This is a genomic window from Burkholderia sp. 10_S31 (assembly GCF_056930375.1).
In genome coordinates, this window is the sequence record NZ_JBXOWK010000001.1 from 1645808 (window position 1) to 1668125 (window position 22318).

Sequence of the window (22318 nt, forward strand, 5' to 3'; positions counted from 1 at the left end):
GGGAAATGGGTCATGCCGCGGATGGATCGCGTCGACAGGATCTCTTTAACCCTTAACGATTCATAGCTGCCGTGACTTCTACCCCCATCCAGTCCATCCTGATCGCGAACCGCTCGGAAATCTCGATTCGCGTGATGCGTGCCGCCGCCGAACTCAACATTCGCACGGTGGCGGTCTATTCGAAGGAAGACCGGCTCGCACTGCATCGCTTCAAGGCGGACGAGAGCTACCTGATCGGCGAGGGCAAGAAGCCGCTCGCGGCCTACCTCGACATCGACGACATCCTGCGCGTCGCGCGGCTGGCGAAAGTCGATGCGATCCATCCGGGCTACGGATTCCTGTCCGAGAATCCCGATTTCGCGCAGGCCGTGATCGACGCTGGCATCCGCTGGATCGGCCCGTCGCCGGACGTGATGCGCACGCTCGGCAACAAGGTGGCCGCGCGCAATGCGGCGATCGCGGCCGGCGTGCCGGTGATGCCCGCGACCGCGCCGCTGCCGGACGATCTCGCTGCATGCAAGGCGCTGGCCGCGGAAGTCGGTTATCCGCTGATGCTGAAGGCGAGCTGGGGCGGCGGCGGACGCGGGATGCGCGTGCTCGAGAACGAGCGCGATCTCGAGACCCTGCTGCCCGTCGCGCGCCGCGAGGCGCTGGCCGCGTTCGGCAACGACGAGGTGTACGTCGAAAAACTCGTGCGCAATGCGCGCCACGTCGAGGTGCAGGTGCTCGGCGACCTGCACGGCACGGTCGTGCATCTGTACGAGCGCGACTGCACGGTGCAGCGGCGCAACCAGAAGGTCGTCGAACGCGCACCGGCGCCGTATCTCGATCACGACGGCCGGCACGCGCTGTGCGAATCGGCGCTGCGCCTGATGCGCGCGGTCGGTTATACGCATGCGGGCACCGTCGAATTCCTGATGGACGCCGACACCGGCCAGTTCTACTTCATCGAAGTGAATCCGCGCATCCAGGTCGAGCACACGGTGACCGAGATGATCACCGGGATCGACATCGTGAAGGCGCAGATCCGCATCACCGAAGGCGGCCGGATCGGGTTGGCCGAGGACGCGACGGACGGCGACGGCGCGCTCGTCGCGCGCGCGGCCGGCGTGCCGGAACAGCAGGCGATTCCGCTGAACGGCAACGCGCTGCAATGCCGGATCACCACCGAGGATCCGGAGAACGACTTCCTGCCTGACTACGGGCGACTTACCGCCTATCGCAGCGCGGCGGGCTTCGGCGTGCGTCTCGACGCCGGCACCGCCTATGGCGGCGCGGTGATCACGCCGTACTACGACTCGCTGCTCGTGAAGGTGACGACCTGGGCGCCGACGGCCGCCGAATCGATCCACCGGATGGATCGCGCGCTGCGCGAGTTCCGGATTCGCGGCGTCACGTCGAACCTGCAGTTCCTCGAGAACGTGATCAACCACCCGTCCTTCATCGCGGGCGACGTGACGACGCGCTTCATCGACAGGACGCCGGAGTTGCTCGCATTCGCGAAGCGCGGCGATCGCGCGACGAAGCTGCTGCGCTATCTCGGCGAGCTGAACGTGAACGGCAACGCCGAGATGAGCGGCCGCACGCTGCCGGCACTGCCGTTGTCGAAACCCGTGCTGCCGAAGATCGATACGGCCGTGGCGATCCCGGCCGGCACACGCGATCGCCTGCGCGAGCTCGGCCCGGAGAAATTCGCGAGCTGGATGCTCGACCAGAAGCAGGTGCTGCTGACCGACACGACGATGCGCGACGCGCACCAGTCGCTGTTCGCGACGCGCATGCGCACGGCCGACATGCTGCCGATCGCGCCGTTCTACGCGCGCGAGCTGTCGCAGCTGTTCTCGCTCGAATGCTGGGGTGGCGCGACCTTCGACGTCGCGCTGCGCTTCCTGAAGGAAGACCCGTGGGAACGGCTCGCGCTGCTGCGCGAACGCGTACCGAACATCCTGTTCCAGATGCTATTGCGCGGCTCGAACGCGGTCGGCTACACGAACTACGCGGACAACGTCGTGCGCTTCTTCGTGCAGCAGGCCGCGAGCGCGGGCGTCGACGTATTCCGCGTGTTCGACTCGCTGAACTGGGTGCGCAACATGCGCGTGGCGATCGATGCGGTCGGCGAAAGCGGGATGCTGTGCGAAGGCGCGATCTGCTACACCGGCGACCTGTTCGACACGTCGCGCGCGAAGTACGACCTCAAGTACTACGTCGGCATCGCGCGCGAACTGCAGCAGGCCGGCGTGCACGTGCTCGGCATCAAGGACATGGCCGGCATCTGCCGCCCACAGGCGGTCGCGACGCTCGTGAAGGCGCTCAAGGAAGAAACCGGGTTGCCCGTGCATTTCCACACGCACGACACGAGCGGGATCGCCGCGGCGTCGGTGCTCGCGGCGGTCGGTGCGGGCTGCGATGCGGTGGACGGTGCGCTCGATGCGATGAGCGGGCTCACGTCGCAACCGAACCTGTCGAGCATCGCGGCGGCGCTGGCTGGCAGCGAACGCGATCCGGGGCTGGATCAGGATCGCCTGCACGAAGCGTCGATGTACTGGGAAGGCGTGCGCCGCTATTACGCGCCGTTCGAATCGGAGATCCGCGCGGGCACGGCCGACGTCTATCGCCACGAGATGCCCGGCGGCCAGTACACGAACCTGCGCGAGCAGGCGCGTTCGCTCGGCATCGATCATCGCTGGACCGAGGTATCGCGCGCGTATGCGGACGTGAACCGGCTGTTCGGCGACATCGTGAAGGTCACGCCGACGTCGAAGGTGGTCGGCGACATGGCGCTGATGATGGTCGCGAACGACCTGAGCGTGGACGACGTGCGCAGCCCGGACAAGGACCTCGCGTTCCCCGAGTCGGTCGTGTCGCTGTTCAAGGGCGAGCTGGGCTTCCCGCCCGACGGCTTCCCGGCCGACCTGTCGCGCAAGGTGCTCAAGAGCGAGCCGCCGGCGCCGTATCGTCCCGGCGACCAGATTCCGCCGGTCGATCTCGACGCGGCGCGCAAGCAGGCCGAGGCCGTGTGCGAGCAGCCGCTCGACGACCGGCAGCTGGCGTCCTACCTGATGTATCCGAAGCAGACCGTCGACTACTACGCGCACGTTCGCGCATACAGCGATACGTCAGTCGTGCCAACGTCGGCGTTCCTGTACGGGCTGCAGCCGCAGGAGGAAGTGGCGATCGATATCGAGCCGGGCAAGACGCTGCTCGTGTCGCTGCAGGGGCAGCACGCCGATGCGCAGGACGGCATCGTGAAGGTGCTGTTCGAGCTGAACGGCCAGTCGCGCTCGGCGCTGGTCGAGCAGAAGACGGTCGTGCAGGCGGGCAAGGAGCGGCATGGCCTGCAGCGCGCCGATCCGGGCAATCCGCTGCACATCGCGGCGCCGATGCCGGGCTCGGTGGTGACGGTGGCCGTGCAGCCGGGGCAGCGTGTGACGGCCGGCACGACGCTGATCGCGCTCGAGGCGATGAAGATGGAAACGCACATCGCGGCGGAGCGCGACTGCGAAATCGCGGCCGTGCACGTGAAGCCCGGCGAACGGGTCGCGGCGAAGGATCTGCTGATCGAGCTGAAGGGAGCCGCGTAACGCTGGATCGTTTGCCAGACCACGATTTCAGACGCATGTGGCTGTCTGTCGCGTACCTTTGATCGGATCGATTTGACTAGGGAATGATCGGTTGGACAAGCTTCAAGCAATGAAATTCTTCGTGCGCGTTGCCGAAGAGGGCAGCTTTACCGGCGCGGCAGAGCGTGTGGGCGTGACAACCGCGCTCGTGTCGCGTGCGGTAGGTGGGCTCGAGACGCATCTGCGGACTCGGTTGATCAACCGAACGACGCGACGGGTCGCACTGACGGAAGCGGGGGAACGCTATCTGGCCCGGTGCGAGCAGATTCTCGCCGGCATCGATCTGGCTGAGGCGGAGGCCGCCGACGCGCATGCGAGGCCGGCTGGGCGCTTGCGCGTGCACGCGACACCGGGCTTCGGTCAAAGCTATGTATTGCCGGCCGTCTTGGCATATCGGCAATCCTATCCGAACGTGTTGGTCGAGCTGACGCTGTCTCAGCATGTGCCGGACTTGATCGATGACGGCTATGACGTGTCGTTGCAGTTGAGTGCGACCGACCTGCCGGATTCGGGGCTCGTGTCGAAGCGTCTCGGTGGGCTCAGCAGTGTGCTGTGCGCATCACAGGCTTATCTCGACGCACATGGCGTACCGCTTGATACACACATGCTTGCCGAACACGCTTGCCTGCAAATCGTCTCGTCCGTGTTCCCAAACAGCCACTGGCAATTGACCGGGCCGCAGGGCGACGTGAGGTTTGAACTGCCGCCGGCCAAACTCCGGGTCAATACGGCAGAGGCGCTGGCCGTTGCTTTACGCGCCGGCGCTGGCGTCGGCGCGTTGCCCATGTCGACGGCAGTGCCGACACTGCGAGGTGGCGGATTGGTGCGGGTGCTGCCCGACTACACGTTGCAGTCACTGACAGCTTATGCACTCTATCCATCACGCCAGTATCTCGACGCGAAGATCAGGACCTTCATCGAGTCGTTGCAAGCATCGATTCCGATGGCCCTCGAAGCGGATATGGCCGCGCTCAAGGTGACATGACGTTTCAAGCTAGCTCCTGAGATCGCTCAACCGCCGGTAATTCGTCGACATGACTTGGTCTCGCCGTACCCCGTTGTCAATCTCGAATTAACACTGTTGTCGTCTTGTGTGTCTTGATGGCAACGCATCCCGCCCGCATCATCGTTGCTCCTGTATCCACGGACCGCGCGACGAGCGATGGGCCTCGCATTCAAATGACGAATGAGCATGCTTCTCTTTTCCGACCTCTTGTTTTTCGTAATGGCCTGAAACTGCGCAATCGCGTTGTGATGGCGCCGATGACTACCTGGTCTGCTGATCCCGACGGCACCATTTCAGATGCCGAGCTCGACTACTACCGTCGCCGTGTTCAGGGCGTCGGCATGGTCGTGACCGGTTGTACGCACGTGACGGAGAACGGCATCGGCTTTACCGGCGAGTTCGCTGCTTACGACGACCGCTTTATACCCAGTCTGAGACGGCTGGCCGAAGCGGCCAAGAGCGGGGGCGCCCTTGCCGTCCTGCAAATTTTCCATGCCGGTAACAAGGCCGTTGTCGAGGCCGTCCCGAACGGCGAGCTCGTGAGCGCATCCGCCGTCGCCGCGCTGGCGGGCCCGTTCAACCGCGGTGACGTGACGCCGCGACCGTTGGAGCCCAACGAGATCGAAGAGATGGTGCGGGTTTTTGGGGACACTGTTCGTCGGGCGATCGAAGCGGGATTCGATGGCGTGGAACTGCACGGCGCACATGGCTTCCTGCTGCAAAATTTCTTTTCTCCGCGCTACAACCGACGTCGTGACGAATGGGGCGGGTCGCTGGAGCACCGCATGCGCTTTCCCCTGGCGGTCGTCAGCGAGGCGCGACGTGTGATTGCGGCGTACGCGAAGCGCCCGTTCCTGTTGGGGTACCGGATATCTCCGGAGGAGCGCGAGGAGGGCGGATATCGTGTGCAGGATGTTTGCGCGCTGGTAGACAAGCTCATCGAGAGCGGGGTCGACTACCTGCACGCATCGCTCAATGACGTGCGAGGTGCGCAGCCGTTGGGTGCGGTTACCGGCCTCACGGTGACAGCGATCGTCGATCATGTCGGCGGCCGCGTGCCGGTGATGTCTGCAGGGATGCTCCGTACCCCGCGCGAAGCCGCGGACGCCCTCGATCTCGGGCTGTCGCTGGTAGCGGTTGGAAAGGGGCTCGTGATGAATCCGGATTGGGTGGCGATTGCCGAAACGGGTTGCGACGCACAAATCCGTAACGAACTCGATATGGGCGAGCGATCGCAACTGGCGATTCCTGAGGGTTTGTGGGCCGCGATCGAAATGGCGCCTGGCTGGATTCCCGTGCATCGGCCAGAGGCGGTTGTCGACAATTGATCCCGGGCGATTCCGGATTCGGCAGAGGCAGGGTCACGCGTTTCGGTATGCCGAGCAGGCCGATATCGGTATTCGGGTTGCAGCCGGCTCGCTCCTGACGTGGCCGGGCTCCGGGCCGGGCCAGCTGGCGCCAGGAGGATCCAGCCGGCCGGATCAGTGTCAGTTTCCGTCTTGTTCCGTACTATGATTGGTCGCGTGACGGGCGTTCCGATACGTCAACTGCGGAAAGCTGCCGATTTCCCGCGTCTGGATGCGACGCTCGTCCTACGCTGTCTTTCAAAGCACGGAATGTGTCGGCGATCCAATTGACTTGCTGCTTCCCGGATCCTGTAATGAATGCCATCGGATGCAGTCACGTTGCGCGTGCCGTTGATGCCACGCGCGGTCCGTGGTTGCAGGACAGATAGTTCATGGCCGTTTTCAGAGCCAGATAGAGACAAACGGAGCAATCGATGTCGCCTCACGCACACCGGGCAGAGACACCCGTGTCCGGACAGGAGAAGGCCAGTTGGGGCGATGCGTCGCTCGACGGCGGCCGAAGTCTGGACAGCGGATCCGCATCCCAAGCGATGGTCGTTCCATTGGCACGGAGCCTCGCGATACTGGCTGCGTTTTCACCGCACGAGCCGTGGCTCGGCAACCAGGAGCTTGTGGCCGAGACGGGCATTCCCGCGCCGACGGTTTCGCGGATGGTGCGCTCGCTCGTCGCGCTTGGTTACCTTCACTATTCGCCGCAGCGTCGAAAGTACCGGCTTGCCGCGCCGGTGTTGTCGCTGGGTTATGCGGCAATCGCCCATTCCAACGTCCAACTGCTCGCGCGACTTGAAATGCAGGCATTCGCGAATGCGAGCGAAACCTATGTGGTACTCGGCACTCGGGATCGTCTCGATGTGATCGTGCTGGAAACGTGCGCGAGCAAGCCGGCGTCAGTCGATCTGAAGCTATATGCGGGCACTCGCCTGCGTATCGCGTCATCGCCGATGGGCTGGGCCATGCTTGCGGCACTGCCGGAACTCGAACGCTTTTATTTGCTGGGCAACATTGAACGTAAGACGGGGCGTGATTGGCCCAATCTGCGTCGCCGTATCAGCGAGGGCATTTCACAGGTGCACAACGTCGGCTATTGCGTGTCGCTGGGCGAGTGGGAGCCGGATCTGACGATTCTCGCCGTGCCGCTGGTGGTCCAGGATCACACGCCGCTCGTGCTCGCCTGCATCGGCCGCAGCGCCCGGCTGGGACGTGCCCGGGTCGAGCGTGAACTCGGGCCGCGTCTCGTTGCAGCAGCACGGCATTTGCAGGAGCAGGCGATCGTCGCCGGCTGACATGAATATGGAAAAGACCGACAACCAAAAGAGTGTGACGTTGACTGTCGAGCGCGGGCTCGAGGTACTCCATGCGTTTCGAGCGGTACGTGCGCCCTTGTCGAATGCGGAGCTGGTACGGCGTACCGGTCTCCCGAAGGCGACGGTGTCCCGCCTGACGTCGACACTGATCTCGACGGGTTATCTGCGCCGGGTAGGCGGCGGGCGCCAGTTCGAACTCAGTGCCGGCGCTTTGAGCATCGGCCATGCGTATCTGGAGGCGAATCCCGTTACGCGTCTGGTTACGCCCGTGATGCAGAAACTTGCCGACAAGCTGGATCTGTCGGTAGCGCTTGCGGTCCCGCATCGGCTCGACATGGTGTATATCGCGTGGCGAGCGAGCCCGAAGATCGCGACCTTGCGGCTTGGCGTCGGCTCCTTGCTGCCGATGGAGTCGACTGCTGTTGGCCGTGCTTATCTCTACGGACTACCTGAGGATGCGCGCGACGCATTGATTGCGGAGTTGCTCGAAGCGGCGGGAGACGACGCGGATGTCGTCCAAAAGAACCTTGAGGCGGCGTTTGCCGACCTGGAGCAGTCGGGCGTGTGCATGTCGGTTGGCGAATATCAGCGGAATGCATACGGCATAGCGGTGCCGATTGTGGTCGGTCGTACCCACACGCTGATGGCGCTGAACTGCGGGGCGGTCGAGCTGGAGCCGGATATGACTGCAATCCGTCGGCGCGTGGTGTCCGAATTGAAGGCCGCAGCGGAAACGCTGTCGTTTATTTTGAGTGATGTCGACTGCGAGCCCTGACGTCCGGCAGTTCCATGATCCGACGGACGTCAGGGCATCGCAGGGGCGATGGCTTTACAGTTCGCTCACGAGCTCCGGCACGAGCGCGAACAGGTCGCCGACCAGACCGTAATCGGCCACGCTGAAGATCGGTGCTTCCGGATCCTTGTTGATCGCGACGATCACCTTCGAATCCTTCATGCCGGCCAGATGCTGGATCGCACCCGAGATGCCGACCGCGATGTACAGCTGCGGCGCGACGATCTTGCCGGTCTGGCCGACCTGGTAGTCGTTCGGCACGTAGCCGGCGTCGACTGCCGCGCGCGAGGCGCCGAGTGCTGCCGACAGCTTGTCCGCCAGCGGCTCCAGCACCTTCGTGTAGTTCTCGCCGCTGCCCAGACCACGGCCGCCCGACACGATGATCTTCGCGCTGGTGAGTTCCGGACGGTCTAGCTTCGTCACTTCACGGCTCACGAACTGCGACTTGCCGGCGTCGGCTGCCGCTTCGATCTTCTCGACCGCTGCGCTGCCGCCTTCCGCGGCAACCGGATCGAAGCCCGTCGCACGCACCGTGATCACCTTGATCGGATCGCTCGACTGCACTGTCGCGATCGCGTTGCCCGCGTAGATCGGGCGCTCGAACGTGTCGGCCGAATCGACCGCCGTGATGTCCGAGATCTGCGCGACGTCCAGCTTCGCGGCGATACGCGGCGCGACGTTCTTGCCATAGGCGGTGGCCGGCGCGAGGATGTGCGAATAGTCCTTCGCGATGTTCAGCGCGGTCGCTTCGACGTTTTCCGCGAGGCCCACTTCGAGTTGCGGCGCGTCGGCCAGGAGTACCTTCGAGACACCTGCGATCTTCGCTGCGGCGTCCGCTGCGCCCTGTGCGTTGTGGCCCGCGACCAGCACGTGGATGTCACCGCCAATCTTCGCCGCCGCCGCTACCGTGTTCAGCGTCGCGGCCTTGATCGACGCGTTGTCGTGTTCTGCAATCACCAGAATCGTCATTTCTCTGCGCTCCCTCTTACAGCACCTTGGCTTCGGTCTTCAGCTTCTCGACCAGCGTCTTCACATCCGGCACCTTCACGCCGGCTGCGCGCTTCGGCGGTTCGGCCACCTTGAGCACTTTCAGGCGCGGCTTCACATCGACACCGAGATCTTCCGGCTTCACCGTTTCCAGCAGCTTCTTCTTCGCCTTCATGATGTTCGGCAGCGTCACGTAACGCGGCTCGTTCAGGCGCAGGTCGGTCGTGACCACCGCCGGCAGCGTCAGCGACAGCGTTTCCGCGCCGCCGTCGACTTCGCGCGCAACGGTTGCCTTACCGTCGGCGATCGTCACCTTCGATGCGAACGTCGCTTGCGGCAGGCCTGCCAACGCGGCCAACATCTGGCCCGTCTGGTTCGAATCATTGTCGATTGCCTGCTTGCCGAGGATCACCAGCTGCGGCTGTTCCTTGTCGACCAGCGCCTTCAGGATCTTCGCGACGGCCAGCGGCTCGACGCTGTCATTCGACTCGACGAGGATCGCGCGATCCGCGCCGATCGCCAGCGCCGTACGCAGCGTTTCCTGCGCTTGCGCGACACCGACCGACACCGCGATCACTTCGGTCGCCACGCCAGCCTCCTTCAGGCGCACGGCTTCTTCCACCGCAATTTCATCGAACGGGTTCATCGACATCTTCACATTCCCAATGTCGACGCCCGATTGGTCGGATTTCACGCCGACCTTAACGTTCGCGTCGACGACGCGCTTGACCGGGACCAATACCTTCACTTTGCGTCTCCTTTTCCATTCAACAATCCAGCGCCCACCGCACGGAATAATCCGCCGCACTCGCGTAGCGTCAACAGTGTCGGTTCTGCCATCGTCAGGTCAATACGGGCTATTTAATGATTCCGTACTTCGGAAGACGCAAGGAGCGTGTGGAACTGACAATACGTGCCGGATGGCGCGGCGTAGACGAAAATCTGCATTGTGGTCATTCCGACGTACGGAACAACACCCGGTCGAGCATTGACGCTTCCAACCGCCGCGCACACGATTGGCATCAAAGCCGATGCGTATTCCGAAACGGCATCGGCTTCGTTCGGGCGGGTGATCATGTATCTGAATCTCGAAGGCCGCTCCGTTCTCGTGACGGGAGCTTCGCAAGGTATTGGCGCCGGTATCGCGATGGCATTTGCGCGAGAAGGGTGCCAACTGCGGCTTGTCGCGCGTTCGGCCGAACGGCTTGCGGCAGTGGCGGAGGATATCGTGTCGCACTGCGGTGTGGACGTCGAGACGTTGGCGATCGACATGGCGGAGCAGCATGCGATCGCTCGTGTGGCCGAATTCGGTGGCTGTCCAGACGTACTGGTCAACAACGCGGGAAGCATTCCGGCAGGCAACCTCTGGGAAGTAGACGAAGCGCAATGGCGCAGCGGATGGGAGCTGAAGGTGTTCGGTTACATCAATCTCGTACGCGCGTGTATCCGATGATGGCCGCGCGACGGCGAGGCGTGATTCTGAACAACATCGGGAACGGTGGGGAAAACTTCGATTTCGACTATATCGCCGGCTCGACCGGCAATGCCGCGCTAATGGCGTTTACCCGAGCGCTCGGTGGTCGAAGTCTTTCGGACGATGGGATACGCGTGATCGGAGTCAATCCGGGGCCGGTAGATACCGATCGCATCAGGGTGGTCCTGAAGCGACGCGCGTCGACTACGTGGGGTGATGCGTCTCGCTATACCGAACTGCTGGAGCGCTATCCGCTTGGTCGCGCTGCGACTGTCGACGAGATCGCGGAGCTGTTCGTATTCCTTGCATCCGACAAGTCCGGCTATACGTCCGGAACGATTGTCACGGTGGACGGCGGGATCACGTCGCGCCGCTCGGTGAGTCAAACATAAAAAGGAAGAATCATGTCAGAGAGCGATAAGGAGACATCCGTGTACGCGTCGTATTCAAGTCTTGCGTTCGATCGACCCGCGAAGGGGGTTTTGCGCATTACGCTCAACCGTCCGGAGCGACTCAACGCGCTCGACGCGCGCGGTCACGAAGAATTGGCCCGAGTGTGGCGAGACGTCGACGAGGATCCGAGTGTCGCCGCCGTGATTTTGTGCGGTGCGGGCAAGGCATTCTCGGCAGGTGGCGACTTCGACATGGTCGAGGAAATGATCGATTCGTTCGATGCGCGAGTGCGCGTTTGGCGCGAATCCAAGGATCTCGTCTACAACATCATCAACTGTTCGAAGCCGATTGTCTCCGCGATCCATGGCTCGGCGGTGGGTGCGGGGCTTGTGGCGGCGCTGCTCGCGGATATTTCGGTAGCCGGTCGATCGGCGCGCCTGGTCGACGGTCATACGCGGCTCGGCGTCGCAGCAGGGGATCACGCAGCGATTATCTGGCCGCTGCTTTGCGGCATGGCGAAGGCCAAGTATCACCTGATGCTGTGCGAACCCGTGAATGGGGAGAAGGCTGAGCAGATCGGGCTGGTATCCATTGCGGTAGACGATGCAGACGTGCAGGAGACGGCATTGTCGATTGCTGTGCGGCTCGTGAACGGTGCACCGTCGGCGGTACGCTTGACCAAATATGCGCTCAACAACTGGCTGCGCCAGGCTGGGCCGACTTTCGACGCGTCGCTGGCACTGGAGATGCTTGGGTTCGGCGGGGCCGAAGTACGCGAAGGCGTGAAGTCGTTCCGCGAGAAGCGCGCGCCGGAATTCCCCCTTGAAACGCCAGTGTCGCCGACGCGGAGCGTGTAAGCCGGAAGAGCGGTGAATAGAAACGGGCCCGGCAAACCTCGGTATTTCAGATGCGAACGCCGCGCGCCGGCTCGTTGAACTCGGCACCACTTGGTAGGGCAGCGTTGGTGTCATGTGTGCAGTTTGGTGCAGTCTGATCGACGAGATCCGATCATTGAAATCGGGCCGATCGCAGACGCGAACCTGCCATCGTACGATGCGTTTCTGCACGCGCTCTCTACGTACGCGACCCATGACCCACTCTCTGCTTTAGGAAACTGAAATGACGCTCAAGATTTCTTATTCAGCACAGTCGTATCTGTTCGTACCCGGCAATCGCCCGGAGCGCTTCCAGAGCGCATTGTCGAGTGGTGCCGATGCCGTCATCGTTGATCTCGAAGACGCGGTCGAGCCGGGGGCCAAAGAGGGTGCGCGTGCAACACTGACGGCCTGGCTGTCGCGCACTCATCCCGTTCTGGTACGGATCAACGGTCGCGGGACGCCATGGTTTGAAGAGGACGCGAAGCTTGCAGCGCTCGATGGTGTCGCCGGCGTCGTGGTGCCAAAAGTAGAAAGCGCTTCCGACGTGATCGAAGTCGCGTCGCGCGCACGCCGCAAGGTTCCGATCTTTCCACTCGTTGAAACGGCTGCTGGCATGCTCTCGGCGCTCGAGATCGCGAAGGCGCCCAACGTGAAACGATTGATGTTCGGGACGTTGGATTTCATCGCGGAAATGGGGATGCAGGACGACCGCGATGCGTTGAATCCGTATCGTGCACAGCTTGCGCTCATTTCGCGCGTCGTGGGACTTGAACAACCGATCGATGGCGTCACGCCCGATGTCAACGATGTCGAGCGACTAACGGCCGACGCGTTGAACGGCAAGCGCCAGGGTTTTGGCGCAAAGCTGTGTATCCATCCGAAGCAGATTGCGGCCGTCCATGGTTGTTATAGACCTGATGCGCAGGAGCTGGCGTGGGCAACGCGTATTGTCGATGCGATGGCGCAGTCGGACGGTGGCGTGATCACGGTAGACGGCAAGATGGTCGATCGTCCTGTTCTGCTGCGCGCGCAGCATGTGCTCGCGTTTGCAGCCGCGAAGCCATCGTGATCACTGATTCCGCTTGCCGATCGACCGGGTGTAAGAGCGCGGTCGCACAGTGAGCGATTGAAAAAGGTCGGCTGGTCATGACGACGAAGCCGAGTTCAACCCGCGATGGGAATCCATCGCTTCTACCTGATTTGAATCAGCACATGTCCCAAACCAGTCTCATCGAGCAATACGGCCCGCGCGAATCGATGGAATACGACGTCGTGATCGTCGGCGGCGGCCCCGCCGGGCTGTCGGCGGCGATCCGGCTCAAGCAACTGGCCGCCGAGAAAGGCACCGAGATCGGCGTGTGCGTGCTGGAAAAGGGTTCCGAGATCGGCGCGCACATCCTGTCGGGCGCGGTGATGGATCCGCGCGCGATCAACGAACTGTTCCCCGACTGGAAGGAACGCGGCGCGCCGCTCGATGTCGAGGTGACCGAAGACCGCTTCCTGTTCCTGTCCGAGAACAGCGCGATCACCACGCCGAACTGGGCGCTGCCCGCCAACTTCCAGAACCATGGCAACTACGTGATTTCGCTGGGCAACGTGACCCGCTGGCTCGGGGCACAGGCCGAGGCGCTCGGCGTCGAGATCTTCCCCGGCTTCCCGGCCGCCGAGATTCTGTACAACGACGATGGCTCGGTGAAGGGCGTGGCCACCGGCAACATGGGCGTGGGCAAGGACGGCGAGCCGACCGAGAACTTCCAGCTCGGCATGGAGCTGCACGCGAAGTACACGCTGTTCGCCGAAGGCTGCCGCGGCCATCTGGGCCGCCAGCTGATCTCGAAGTTCAAGCTCGACGCGAACGCCGATCCGCAGGCCTACGGGATCGGCATCAAGGAGCTGTGGGAAATCGATCCGGCCAAGCACAAGCCGGGCCTCGTGATCCACACGGCCGGCTGGCCGCTGAAGTCCGATACGTACGGCGGCTCGTTCCTGTATCACATGGACAACAACCAGGTCGTGGTCGGCTTCGTGGTGGGCCTGGGCTACACGAACCCGTACCTGTCGCCGTTCGAGGAATTCCAGCGCTACAAGACGCACCCGTCGATCCGCGCGTTCCTCGAAGGCGGCAAGCGCGTGTCGTACGGCGCGCGCGCGATCACGGCCGGCGGCCTGCTGTCGCTGCCGAAGACGGTGTTCCCGGGCGGCGCGCTGATCGGCGACGACGCGGGCTTCCTGAACGCATCGCGGATCAAGGGCAGCCACGCGGCGATCAAGACCGGCATGCTGGCCGCGGACGCCGCGTTCGATGCGGTGCAGGCCGGCCGTCAGTCGGACGAGCTCAACGCGTACCCGGATGCGTTCAAGCAATCGTGGCTGTACACGGAGCTGTACCGCGCGCGCAACTTCAAGCAGTGGATGGCCAAGGGCCTGTACCTCGGCACGCTGATGGTCGGTCTCGAGCAGAAGGTGATGGGCGGCAACGTGCCGTGGACGCTGCACCACAAGCATGCGGATCACGAGATGCTGAAGCCGGCATCGCAATGCACGCCGATCGAGTATCCGAAGCCGGACGGCAAGCTGACGTTCGACCGGCTGTCGTCGGTGTTCATCTCGAACACGAACCACGAGGAGAACCAGCCGGCGCACCTGACGCTGAAGGATGCGAGCGTGCCGGTGAACGTGAACCTGAGCACGTACGCGGGGCCGGAGGGGCGCTTCTGCCCGGCGGCGGTGTACGAGTTCGTGAAGAACGACGACGGCAGCGATCGGCTGGTGATCAACGCGCAGAACTGCGTGCACTGCAAGACCTGCGACATCAAGGACCCGACGCAGAACATCGTGTGGGTCACGCCGGAAGGCGGCGGCGGGCCGAATTACCCGAACATGTAATTGCCGAAGCGCGCCGCCACGAGCGGCGCTTTTTTTGCTTGATCAGAAGAAACGAGATGCTGCTAATAGCAGCACCTCGCTCGGAACAACGGGACATCAATGATTGGAAGCAGCCGGAAATGGCTCGCTCGGTAGGGGAAGCCGAACACGAGCCGCCGCGATGCGCGGCACAAGGTCTGGCCCCCTGCAACGAGCGCCGCCTTGTCCCGAGGGAGGCGCAGACGATTACGCTCGGGCTGGTCACGACATTCCGCAAACGGTTCGTTGACGAAGGTTTCGACGGCCGCGGCGCTCATCATGATCGCCGCGGTCGCAAACGTATGATGTTCGGCGAGTGCCGCTTGGCCGGGCCAGTCCGCAAGGCGGTGACTGGCTTCGAGCGCGTGGGCCTTTCTCGCCAGCAACGCCGCGCCGGTCAGATAGTTCATCGACAGCGAGCTCCTTTGCAAAGCGCTCGGGGCGGGTGACCGGCACGAACAGGAGGCTGCGCGCGTGTTGGACGGGGGAGCGGGGCGTGGATATGGTTCAGATTGTGCCGGCTGCGCGCAGTTGTTCGATATCGGCGTCGGTGCGTCCGAGTTCGCGCAGGATGGCCGCGCTGTGCTCGCCCAGCGCGGGCACCGGATCCATGCGCACGTCGAAGCTGTCGACCGTGGCGGGCGGCAGCAATGCCTGCAGTTCGCCGGCCGGCGAGCCGATCGTGCGAAAGCGCTGGCGCGCATGCAGTTGCGGATGCGTCCAGAGATCGCCGATCTGGTTGACGGCGGCGTTCGCGATCTGCGCATCGTCGAGGCGCGCGATCACGTCTTGCGCGGTGAGCGCGGAAAACGCCTGTTCGATCACCGCCTTCAGTTCCGCGCGGTGCTCCGAGCGGCGCACGTTGGCGTCGAAGCGCGGATCGGTCGCGAGCGCCGGGTCGCGCAGCACGACATCGCAGAACGCTTTCCATTCGCGCTCGTTTTGCAGGCCGAGCATCACGACCCGGCCGTCGCCAGCCTCGAACGGGCCGTACGGGTAGATGGTCGCGTGCGCGGCACCGTTGCGGCCCGGCTGCTGCTGGCCGTCGTACGCGTAGTACATCGGGAAGCCCATCCACTCGGCCAGCGCCTCGAGCATCGAAATTTCCACGTGCGATCCGGTGCCCGTGACGCCGCGCTGCAGGAGCGCGCTGAGGATGCCGGTATAGGCATACATGCCCGCCGCGATGTCGGCGATCGAATTGCCGGCCTTGCACGGCTCGTCGGCCGTGCCCGTGATCGACAGGAACGCCGCCTCGCTCTGGATCAGCAGATCGTAGGCTTTCTTGTCGCGGTAGGGACCGTCGGCGCCATAGCCCGAGATGTCGCAGACGATGAGCCGCGGGTGTTTCGCGTGCAGCGCGTCGAACGACAGGCCCATGCGCGCGGCCGCGCCAGGCGCGAGGTTCTGCACCAGCACGTCGGCCTGGGCCACCAGCTCGCCCAGCACCGCTTGCGCGGCCGGTTGCTTCAGGTCGAGCGTGAGGCTTTCCTTCGACCGGTTGGTCCACACGAAATGCGACGCGAGGCCGTGGGTGCGGTGATCGTAGGCCCGCGCGAAATCACCCACGCCGGGCCGCTCCACCTTGATGACACGGGCGCCCAGGTCCGCGAGCTGGCGTGTACAGAACGGCGCGGCGATCGCGTGTTCGAGTGCGACGACGGTCATCCCGCTCAGGGGGCCTGTTCGAGCTTGCATGATCGGATCGCTATTCCAGTTCGGCGCTGGCCTGCATGGCCAACTGCCCTTGCGGGCCGCGTGCCCACATGCGGGCGGCATGACCTTCGAGCTTGCCGTTCACCGTGAACGGCGCGGTGTCGAACAACGGGCTGACGGCCTTGAACTCGAAGCGGCGAACAATCTTGCCGGGGTGCGTGCGGCGCAGTTCCTCCATCAGCAGCATCGCGATCAGCGGGCCGTGTACCACGAGGCCCGGGTAGCCTTCTTCCTGCATCGCGTAAGGCCGGTCGTAGTGGATCCGGTGGCCATTGAAGGTGAGGGCGGAAAAGCGCATCAGCAGCACCGGATCGGGCGTGACGACGCGCGAATACTGTTCGTCGGTCGGCGCCGGAGCCGGTTGCGGGACCGGCGCGCCGGCCGCGGCCGACGGCGGCGCGTCGCGATACACGATGTCCTGTTCTTCGCGGATGGCCACGCCCTCGGCGTCGCTCGTTTCGTGCAGCACGGTGACGAACACCAACTGGCCGCTGCGGCCGAATTTGCTCTGCACGCTGAGGATCGTGGATCGGCGCTGCACGGGTGCGTCGATGGCGAGCGGGCGCAGGAACTGCAACCGTCCGCCGGCCCACATGCGGCGCGGCAGCGTGACGGGCGGCAGGAAGCCGCCGCGCCGCGGGTGACCGTCGACGCCGATGTTCGACTGTCGCTCACCCGGCAGGAAGTACAGCCAGTGCCACAGTGGCGGCAGCGTCGCGGGTAGTTCGGATGGGTTCGCGTAGTCCAGTGTCGCCTGCAGCAGACGGACGGGGGCCCGGGTAATCCGGTCCACGCTGTCTTCGTTGCGGCCGACCCACGCGTCGAAGGATTCGGGAGACTCGAGACTCATGGTGTTTCTGCGCGATGATTGATACGTCAGGCAGGCAGCCGACGCCTGCATGTCAGGCGTCGGCTGCCATTGCCGTTAGCGTGCGTTGCCAGCACGAGCACGGCCGCGAACAGATCGGCTTCGCGGTTGTAGTCGGCCATGCTGAAGATCGGTGCGTCGGACCCTGGTGGATCGCGACGATCACCTTCGAATCCTTCATGCCGGCCGGATTTCATGGGAGGACTCCTTCCGGAATCAGTACGAGCGGGGGAGTTTCAGCACATGCTCGGCCACATGCCCCAGGATCATGTTGGTGGAAATCGGTGCGACCTGGTACAGGCGCGTTTCGCGGAACTTGCGCTCCACGTCGTATTCGCATGCGAAACCAAAGCCGCCGTGCGTCTGCAGGCACGCATTGGCCGCTTCCCAGCTTGCCTTCGCGGCCAGGTACTTGGCCATGTTGGCCTCGACCCCGGCGTTCTGGCGCGCGTCGATCTTCTCGCAGGCGCGCCAGCGCATCAGGTTCGCGGCCTCCAGCTCGATGAACGATTCGGCCAGCGGGAACTGGATGCCCTGGTTCTGCCCGATCGGGCGGCCGAACACCTTGCGCTCGCTCGCGTAGTCGCGCGCTTTCTCGAGAAACCAGTAGCCGTCGCCGATGCACTCGGCCGCGATCAGCGTGCGCTCGGCGTTCAGGCCGTCGAAGATCACCTTCAACCCCTTGCCTTCAGTGCCGAGCAGCGCATCTTCCGGCAGCTCCAGGTTGTCGAAGAACAGCTCGTTGGTCTCGTGGTTGACCATGTTGGGGATGGGGCGCACCGTGAGGCCGTTGCCGATCGCCTTGTCCAGCTCGACGATGAAGCACGACAGCCCGTCGCTCTTCTTCTGCACCTGGTCGAGCGGCGTCGTGCGCGCAAGGAGGATCAGCAGGTCGCTGTGCTGTACCCGCGAGATCCACACCTTCTGGCCGTTGATGACCCAGCGGCCGTCCTTTTTCACGGCCGTGGTCTTGAGCTTGGTGGTGTCGCTGCCGGTGGTGGGCTCGGTCACGCCCATCGACTGCACGCGCAGTTCGCCCGCTGCGATGCGCGGCAGGTAGCGCTGCTTCTGTGCTTCGGTGCCGCTGAACACGATGGTGTTCATCACGTACATCTGGCCGTGGCACGCGCCCGAGTTGCCGCCGGAGCGGTTGATCTCTTCCATGATGACCGACGCCTCGGCCATCGACAGGCCCGGGCCGCCGTATTCCTGCGGAATCAGCGCGGCCAGCCAGCCGGCCTGCGTGAGGGCCGTGACGAACGCTTCGGGGTAGCCGCGGGCCTCGTCGATCTTGCGGTGGTATTCGGCCGGATACTGATTGCACAGGCCGCGTACCGCGTCACGGATTTCCTGGTACTGGTCGGGGGCGGAAAAAATGGAAGCGCTCATGAATCCTGTCTCGTCATTGGCATGGGTTGCTTCCATAATATATTTTGATGGATTTCTTAAACAATAGAATTTTCTGATCGTAGAATCAGTTTTTGGTATCGAGGTATTCGCGATGGATCTCAAGCAACTGCGCGCGTTCGTCACCGTGGCCGAAACGGGCAACGTCACCCGTGCATCGAGCCTGTTGAATCTCGTGCAGCCGGCCGTGTCGCGCCAACTGCGCCTGCTCGAGGAGGACATGGGGACGGAACTGTTCGACCGTAGCCGTCACGGCATGCAGCTCACGCCGTCGGGCAAGACGATGCTCGAATACGCGCGCCGCATCCTCAACGAGGTGGCGCGGGCCAAGGCCGAGATCCAGCCGACCGAGGGGCCGGTGGCGGGCATCGTGAGCATCGGGCTGCTGGCGAGCACGTCGGACCTGCTGGCCACGCGGCTGGCGGGCGAGGTGGCACGGCGCTACCCCCACATCCGCCTGCGGCTCACGATCGGCTATGCGGGCCACCTGCAGGACTGGCTCGAAGCCGGGGATGTCGATGCGGCGCTGCTCTACGGACAGAAGGAGACCCCCGCACTGCATGTCAAGGCGTTGATCGAGGAAAGCCTGTGGGTCGTCGCCGCGCCGTCCGTCGGGCTGTCGCACAAGCGGCCGCTGCCGCTATCGCGGGTGGCAAACGAGCCATTCATCCTGCCCGCGGCGCCACAGGGTCTGCGCGCGGCGATCGAGCACGCCGCGGCCGAGGCAGGCGTGACGTTGCAGGTCTTCGCCGAGACCAATGCGCTGAGCGTGCAGAAGGAACTGGTCGCGCAGGGCCACGGCTGGACGATCCTGCCGGCGGTTGGCGTGACGCGGGAGGTCGAGCAGGGCACGCTGAGCGCGGCGCCGCTGGCATCCCCGGGGCTCCGGCGCACGATCGTGCTGGCGGCGCCCAGCAGCCGGCAGGCGACCGCACCCGTTCGCTGCGTGGTCGGCGTGCTGCTCGATTGCGTGAAGGACACGTTCGAACAGCGCCACTGGCCCGATGCGCGCTGGCTAGGCTAAGCGGTCAGTTCAAAAAGACGGCGACGTTGGCGGTGCGGCGGATCGTCAGTCAAACTGATCAAGGAGTTGGCCGAGCGTGGAGTCTGGACGGGTATTGCGTTGCGTGCGACCGCGCCCGATCTTCCCTGAAACGGCGACAGCAGTGCAGTGGCAGCGGTCGCCCGGCGGGCTCGATACAACGCACGCCAAAGTACGGAACGCGGGCCGAGACCGCGTTGACGTGCCCCGATGGCAGTGCTGCAATCGATGCAGAACACCTTTGCCGCCACAGCTGCTCTCGAGTCCTACTGTAGCGGCCCCGACGGCCCAATTTGCCTGCTTGTAGAAGCATGTTGCATGCCGCGGTGGCGTGCCGACTACCCCATTCCACATAGACCGTTCCGAACGCAGTGAGCAGCGTCGGATCCGGATCTTCGTGACTTTCGATTTCGTCGCGCATGAATCACGCTGAACCCTCGATTTCGGCATCTTCGAACGATGCCGCCAAGGCTGGTCGTTGCGAAGCGCTTTCCACCATCATTCGACCTGGCGACACCGTGATGTGGGGCCAATCACACGCCGAGCCGGTAACGCTGATGCGCGCGCTCGTTGCCCAGCGCGATCATCTGAAGCGGATCCGCATCTTCCTCGGTATCGGCCTGGCCGATGTACTTGCCCCCGAGCATGCCGACGCGTTTGACTTTCTCGCCTACTGCGGGAGCGGATCGAACCGAAAGCTGGCCCGCGCGGGCGTGCTCGACATTCTTCCTGTCCATTACTCGCAGCTGCCCGGGTTGATCCGTTCTGGCGGGTTGCGGATAGATGTCGTGATGCTTCAGGTCTCGCCACCGGACGACCAGGGACGCTACAGCCTCGGTCTTGCGCGCGAGTATCTGGTCGAGGCGGTGAAGCACGCGCGCGCAATTGTCGCCGAGGTGCATCCGGACGTTCCGTGGACTCACGGTGGGCCGTATCTTCGGGCTGACGATATCGATTTGTTGGTGGCATCCGACGCGGTGTTCCCCGAGGCGCCCGTCACAGAACCCGGGCCGGTCGAGCAGGCAATCGGTCGACATGTCGCATCGCTTGTCGAGGACGGTGCGACGCTGCAGACAGGTATCGGCTCGATTCCCGATGCAGTGACGGCGGAACTGCGGGGCAAGCGCGACCTCGGCGTGCATTCGGGAAGTATCGGCGACGGTGTCGCAATGCTCTGCGAGGCCGGTGTCGTCACGAACGCGAAGAAGTCGATCGACACGGGGGTCACGATCGGTGGGGTCATTATCGGTTCCGCACGGGTGCGTCGCTTCGCGCATTGCAATCCCGCGCTCGAGTTGCGCGGTACCGAATACACGCATAACCCGGAGGTGCTTCGCAGAATCGACCGGTTCGTCGCGATCAATTCGGCGGTGGAGGTGGACCTGACCGGCCAGATCAACGCCGAGGTGGTAGGCGACACGTATGTGGGCGCTGTCGGCGGTGTCGGCGATTTCCTGCGTGCGGCACAGCTCAGCCATGGCGGCGTTCCCATCGTCGCGTTGCCGTCAACCGCGGGGCGACATAGCCGGATCGTGACGCGATTGTCGGGGCCGGTCACGATACCGAGAAGCGACGGATGCGTGATCGTGACCGAATACGGGATTGCCGATCTGCGTGGCCTGTCTCTCGCCCAGCGCATTCCGAAGATGATTGCGGTCGCACACCCCGATCATCGCGAACGTCTCGCACGAGAAGCCCATCCGGGTAGCTGAATGGCGCAGCCGGCTGCAACGGGACGAATCGAGTCGAAGCGCCCCGATAGCGAATCAATGGAAGGAGAAACACACCATGCAGAAGCGCATCCATCACGTGCGGTTGAATGAACGGACCATGTCGGACGTCGAAACGATCCATCGCTTGTCGTCTTCACGATTCACGTGCCGCGCATACTTGCCGGACGCCGTTCCGGTGAATGTGATCGGCAGCATCGTCGACATCGCGAAACGTTCTGCGTCGTGGTGCAATGTGCAGCCATGGCATGTGGTGGTGACGTCCCGCGAGACGACCGATCGATTCCGTGCGGCACTCGCCGACCATGCCGCGCGGCATACCGAGATGGATTCCGATATACCGTTTCCGGCAGAGTATCCCGGTGTCTATGGCGAACGCCGTCGCGAAGTCGGATATGCCCTTTACGAGGCGCTCGGTATCGACCGCGAAGACCGCGTCGCTCGTGCCAGGCAGGCTGCGGAGAACTTCCGGCTGTTTGGTGCGCCTCACGTGGCGATCCTGACGATGCCCGCCGAACTCGGACAGTACGCAGCAGTCGACAGCGGGGCATTCGTCGCGTCGTTCCTGCTGGCGGCTCGCGCTTATGACGTTGCCACGACGCCCCAGGCGGCGCTCGCAAACCATGCGGGCTTCATTCGAAATTATTTCGGGATCGGAGACGAGCGGAAGTTCGTTTGCGGCATCGGATTCGGTTACGCCGATCTGGCGCATCCCGCCAACGGATTTCGCTCCACCCGGGTAGCGACGAAGGACGTGATGCGGATGGTCTGAGCCGTGACGCGTTCGCCTGCCTCGATTTTTGCCGCATGTGACGGCTCGACCTGCTGA

General features: G+C 63.8%; 18 protein-coding genes and 1 pseudogene. 12 read left to right on the forward strand and 7 right to left on the reverse strand.

From position 1 onward, the window contains the following. Positions 1-62: 62 nt before the first annotated feature. The 5 genes from AC1Z3W_RS07470 (at position 63) to AC1Z3W_RS07490 (ending at position 8072) form a co-directional block, all read left to right on the forward strand. Positions 63-3581, forward strand: a complete 3519-nt coding sequence (locus AC1Z3W_RS07470) for a pyruvate carboxylase (protein ID WP_483507846.1) — start codon at positions 63-65, stop codon at positions 3579-3581. A gap of 91 nt (positions 3582-3672) precedes the next feature. Then, positions 3673-4605: a LysR family transcriptional regulator gene (locus AC1Z3W_RS07475; protein ID WP_057924861.1), complete on the forward strand. Its 933-nt coding sequence runs from the start codon at positions 3673-3675 to the stop codon at positions 4603-4605. Positions 4606-4721: 116 nt separating this feature from the next. Next, positions 4722-5954, forward strand: coding sequence for an NADH-dependent flavin oxidoreductase (locus tag AC1Z3W_RS07480; protein ID WP_242431763.1), 1233 nt, complete (start codon positions 4722-4724; stop codon positions 5952-5954). A gap of 485 nt (positions 5955-6439) precedes the next feature. Continuing rightward, positions 6440-7276 (forward strand): IclR family transcriptional regulator, encoded by an 837-nt coding sequence (locus tag AC1Z3W_RS07485; protein WP_242431764.1) that lies wholly within the window; start codon positions 6440-6442, stop codon positions 7274-7276. Positions 7277-7283: 7 nt separating this feature from the next. Then, on the forward strand, positions 7284-8072 hold the full coding sequence (locus tag AC1Z3W_RS07490) for an IclR family transcriptional regulator (protein ID WP_057925155.1): 789 nt from the start codon (positions 7284-7286) through the stop codon (positions 8070-8072). Positions 8073-8126: 54 nt separating this feature from the next. On the opposite strand, the gene AC1Z3W_RS07495 is transcribed toward AC1Z3W_RS07490, so the two are convergent. After that, positions 8127-9059, reverse strand: coding sequence for an electron transfer flavoprotein subunit alpha/FixB family protein (locus tag AC1Z3W_RS07495; RefSeq protein ID WP_483507371.1), 933 nt, complete (start codon positions 9057-9059; stop codon positions 8127-8129). Positions 9060-9075: 16 nt separating this feature from the next. Next, the gene (locus AC1Z3W_RS07500) at positions 9076-9825 is read right to left on the reverse strand and encodes an electron transfer flavoprotein subunit beta/FixA family protein (RefSeq protein WP_483507372.1); all 750 of its coding nucleotides are present in this window, start codon (positions 9823-9825) and stop codon (positions 9076-9078) included. A 327-nt stretch (positions 9826-10152) separates the two neighbouring features. Here AC1Z3W_RS07500 and AC1Z3W_RS07505 point away from each other — a divergent pair. The 4 genes and pseudogenes from AC1Z3W_RS07505 to AC1Z3W_RS07520 all read left to right on the forward strand — a co-directional run bounded on the left by AC1Z3W_RS07505 (position 10153) and on the right by AC1Z3W_RS07520 (position 14708). Further along, a pseudogene (locus AC1Z3W_RS07505) lies at positions 10153-10943 on the forward strand (SDR family oxidoreductase). A gap of 12 nt (positions 10944-10955) precedes the next feature. Beyond that, a complete protein-coding gene (locus tag AC1Z3W_RS07510) occupies positions 10956-11801 on the forward strand; it encodes an enoyl-CoA hydratase/isomerase family protein (RefSeq protein WP_057924866.1) in 846 nt (281 codons plus the stop codon). A gap of 262 nt (positions 11802-12063) precedes the next feature. After that, a complete protein-coding gene (locus AC1Z3W_RS07515) occupies positions 12064-12891 on the forward strand; it encodes an HpcH/HpaI aldolase/citrate lyase family protein (protein ID WP_483507373.1) in 828 nt (275 codons plus the stop codon). A gap of 143 nt (positions 12892-13034) precedes the next feature. Next, positions 13035-14708, forward strand: a complete 1674-nt coding sequence (locus AC1Z3W_RS07520; protein ID WP_483507374.1) for an electron transfer flavoprotein-ubiquinone oxidoreductase — start codon at positions 13035-13037, stop codon at positions 14706-14708. A gap of 62 nt (positions 14709-14770) precedes the next feature. Here AC1Z3W_RS07520 and AC1Z3W_RS07525 read toward each other — a convergent pair whose 3' ends face one another. The 5 genes from AC1Z3W_RS07525 to AC1Z3W_RS07545 all read right to left on the reverse strand — a co-directional run bounded on the left by AC1Z3W_RS07525 (position 14771) and on the right by AC1Z3W_RS07545 (position 18699). Further along, complete coding sequence (locus tag AC1Z3W_RS07525) at positions 14771-15136, reverse strand: hypothetical protein (protein WP_483507375.1); 366 nt, start codon at positions 15134-15136, stop codon at positions 14771-14773. Positions 15137-15233: 97 nt separating this feature from the next. Continuing rightward, the gene (locus tag AC1Z3W_RS07530; RefSeq protein ID WP_483507376.1) at positions 15234-16424 is read right to left on the reverse strand and encodes a CaiB/BaiF CoA transferase family protein; all 1191 of its coding nucleotides are present in this window, start codon (positions 16422-16424) and stop codon (positions 15234-15236) included. 10 nt (positions 16425-16434) lie between these two features. Then, positions 16435-17292, reverse strand: a complete 858-nt coding sequence (locus AC1Z3W_RS07535; RefSeq protein ID WP_483507377.1) for an HTD2 family dehydratase — start codon at positions 17290-17292, stop codon at positions 16435-16437. A 26-nt stretch (positions 17293-17318) separates the two neighbouring features. After that, on the reverse strand, positions 17319-17507 hold the full coding sequence (locus AC1Z3W_RS07540) for a hypothetical protein (protein ID WP_141661785.1): 189 nt from the start codon (positions 17505-17507) through the stop codon (positions 17319-17321). A gap of 19 nt (positions 17508-17526) precedes the next feature. Further along, positions 17527-18699, reverse strand: a complete 1173-nt coding sequence (locus tag AC1Z3W_RS07545) for an acyl-CoA dehydrogenase family protein (protein ID WP_057924872.1) — start codon at positions 18697-18699, stop codon at positions 17527-17529. Between the two features lie 112 nt (positions 18700-18811). Between AC1Z3W_RS07545 and AC1Z3W_RS07550 the strand changes: the two genes are divergently transcribed. The 3 genes from AC1Z3W_RS07550 to AC1Z3W_RS07560 all read left to right on the forward strand — a co-directional run bounded on the left by AC1Z3W_RS07550 (position 18812) and on the right by AC1Z3W_RS07560 (position 22261). Further along, positions 18812-19741: a LysR family transcriptional regulator gene (locus tag AC1Z3W_RS07550; RefSeq protein WP_057924873.1), complete on the forward strand. Its 930-nt coding sequence runs from the start codon at positions 18812-18814 to the stop codon at positions 19739-19741. 437 nt (positions 19742-20178) lie between these two features. Further along, positions 20179-21471: an acetyl-CoA hydrolase/transferase family protein gene (locus AC1Z3W_RS07555; RefSeq protein WP_483507378.1), complete on the forward strand. Its 1293-nt coding sequence runs from the start codon at positions 20179-20181 to the stop codon at positions 21469-21471. A 76-nt stretch (positions 21472-21547) separates the two neighbouring features. Continuing rightward, on the forward strand, positions 21548-22261 hold the full coding sequence (locus AC1Z3W_RS07560; RefSeq protein WP_242431765.1) for a nitroreductase: 714 nt from the start codon (positions 21548-21550) through the stop codon (positions 22259-22261). The last annotated feature ends 57 nt before the right edge of the window (positions 22262-22318 follow it).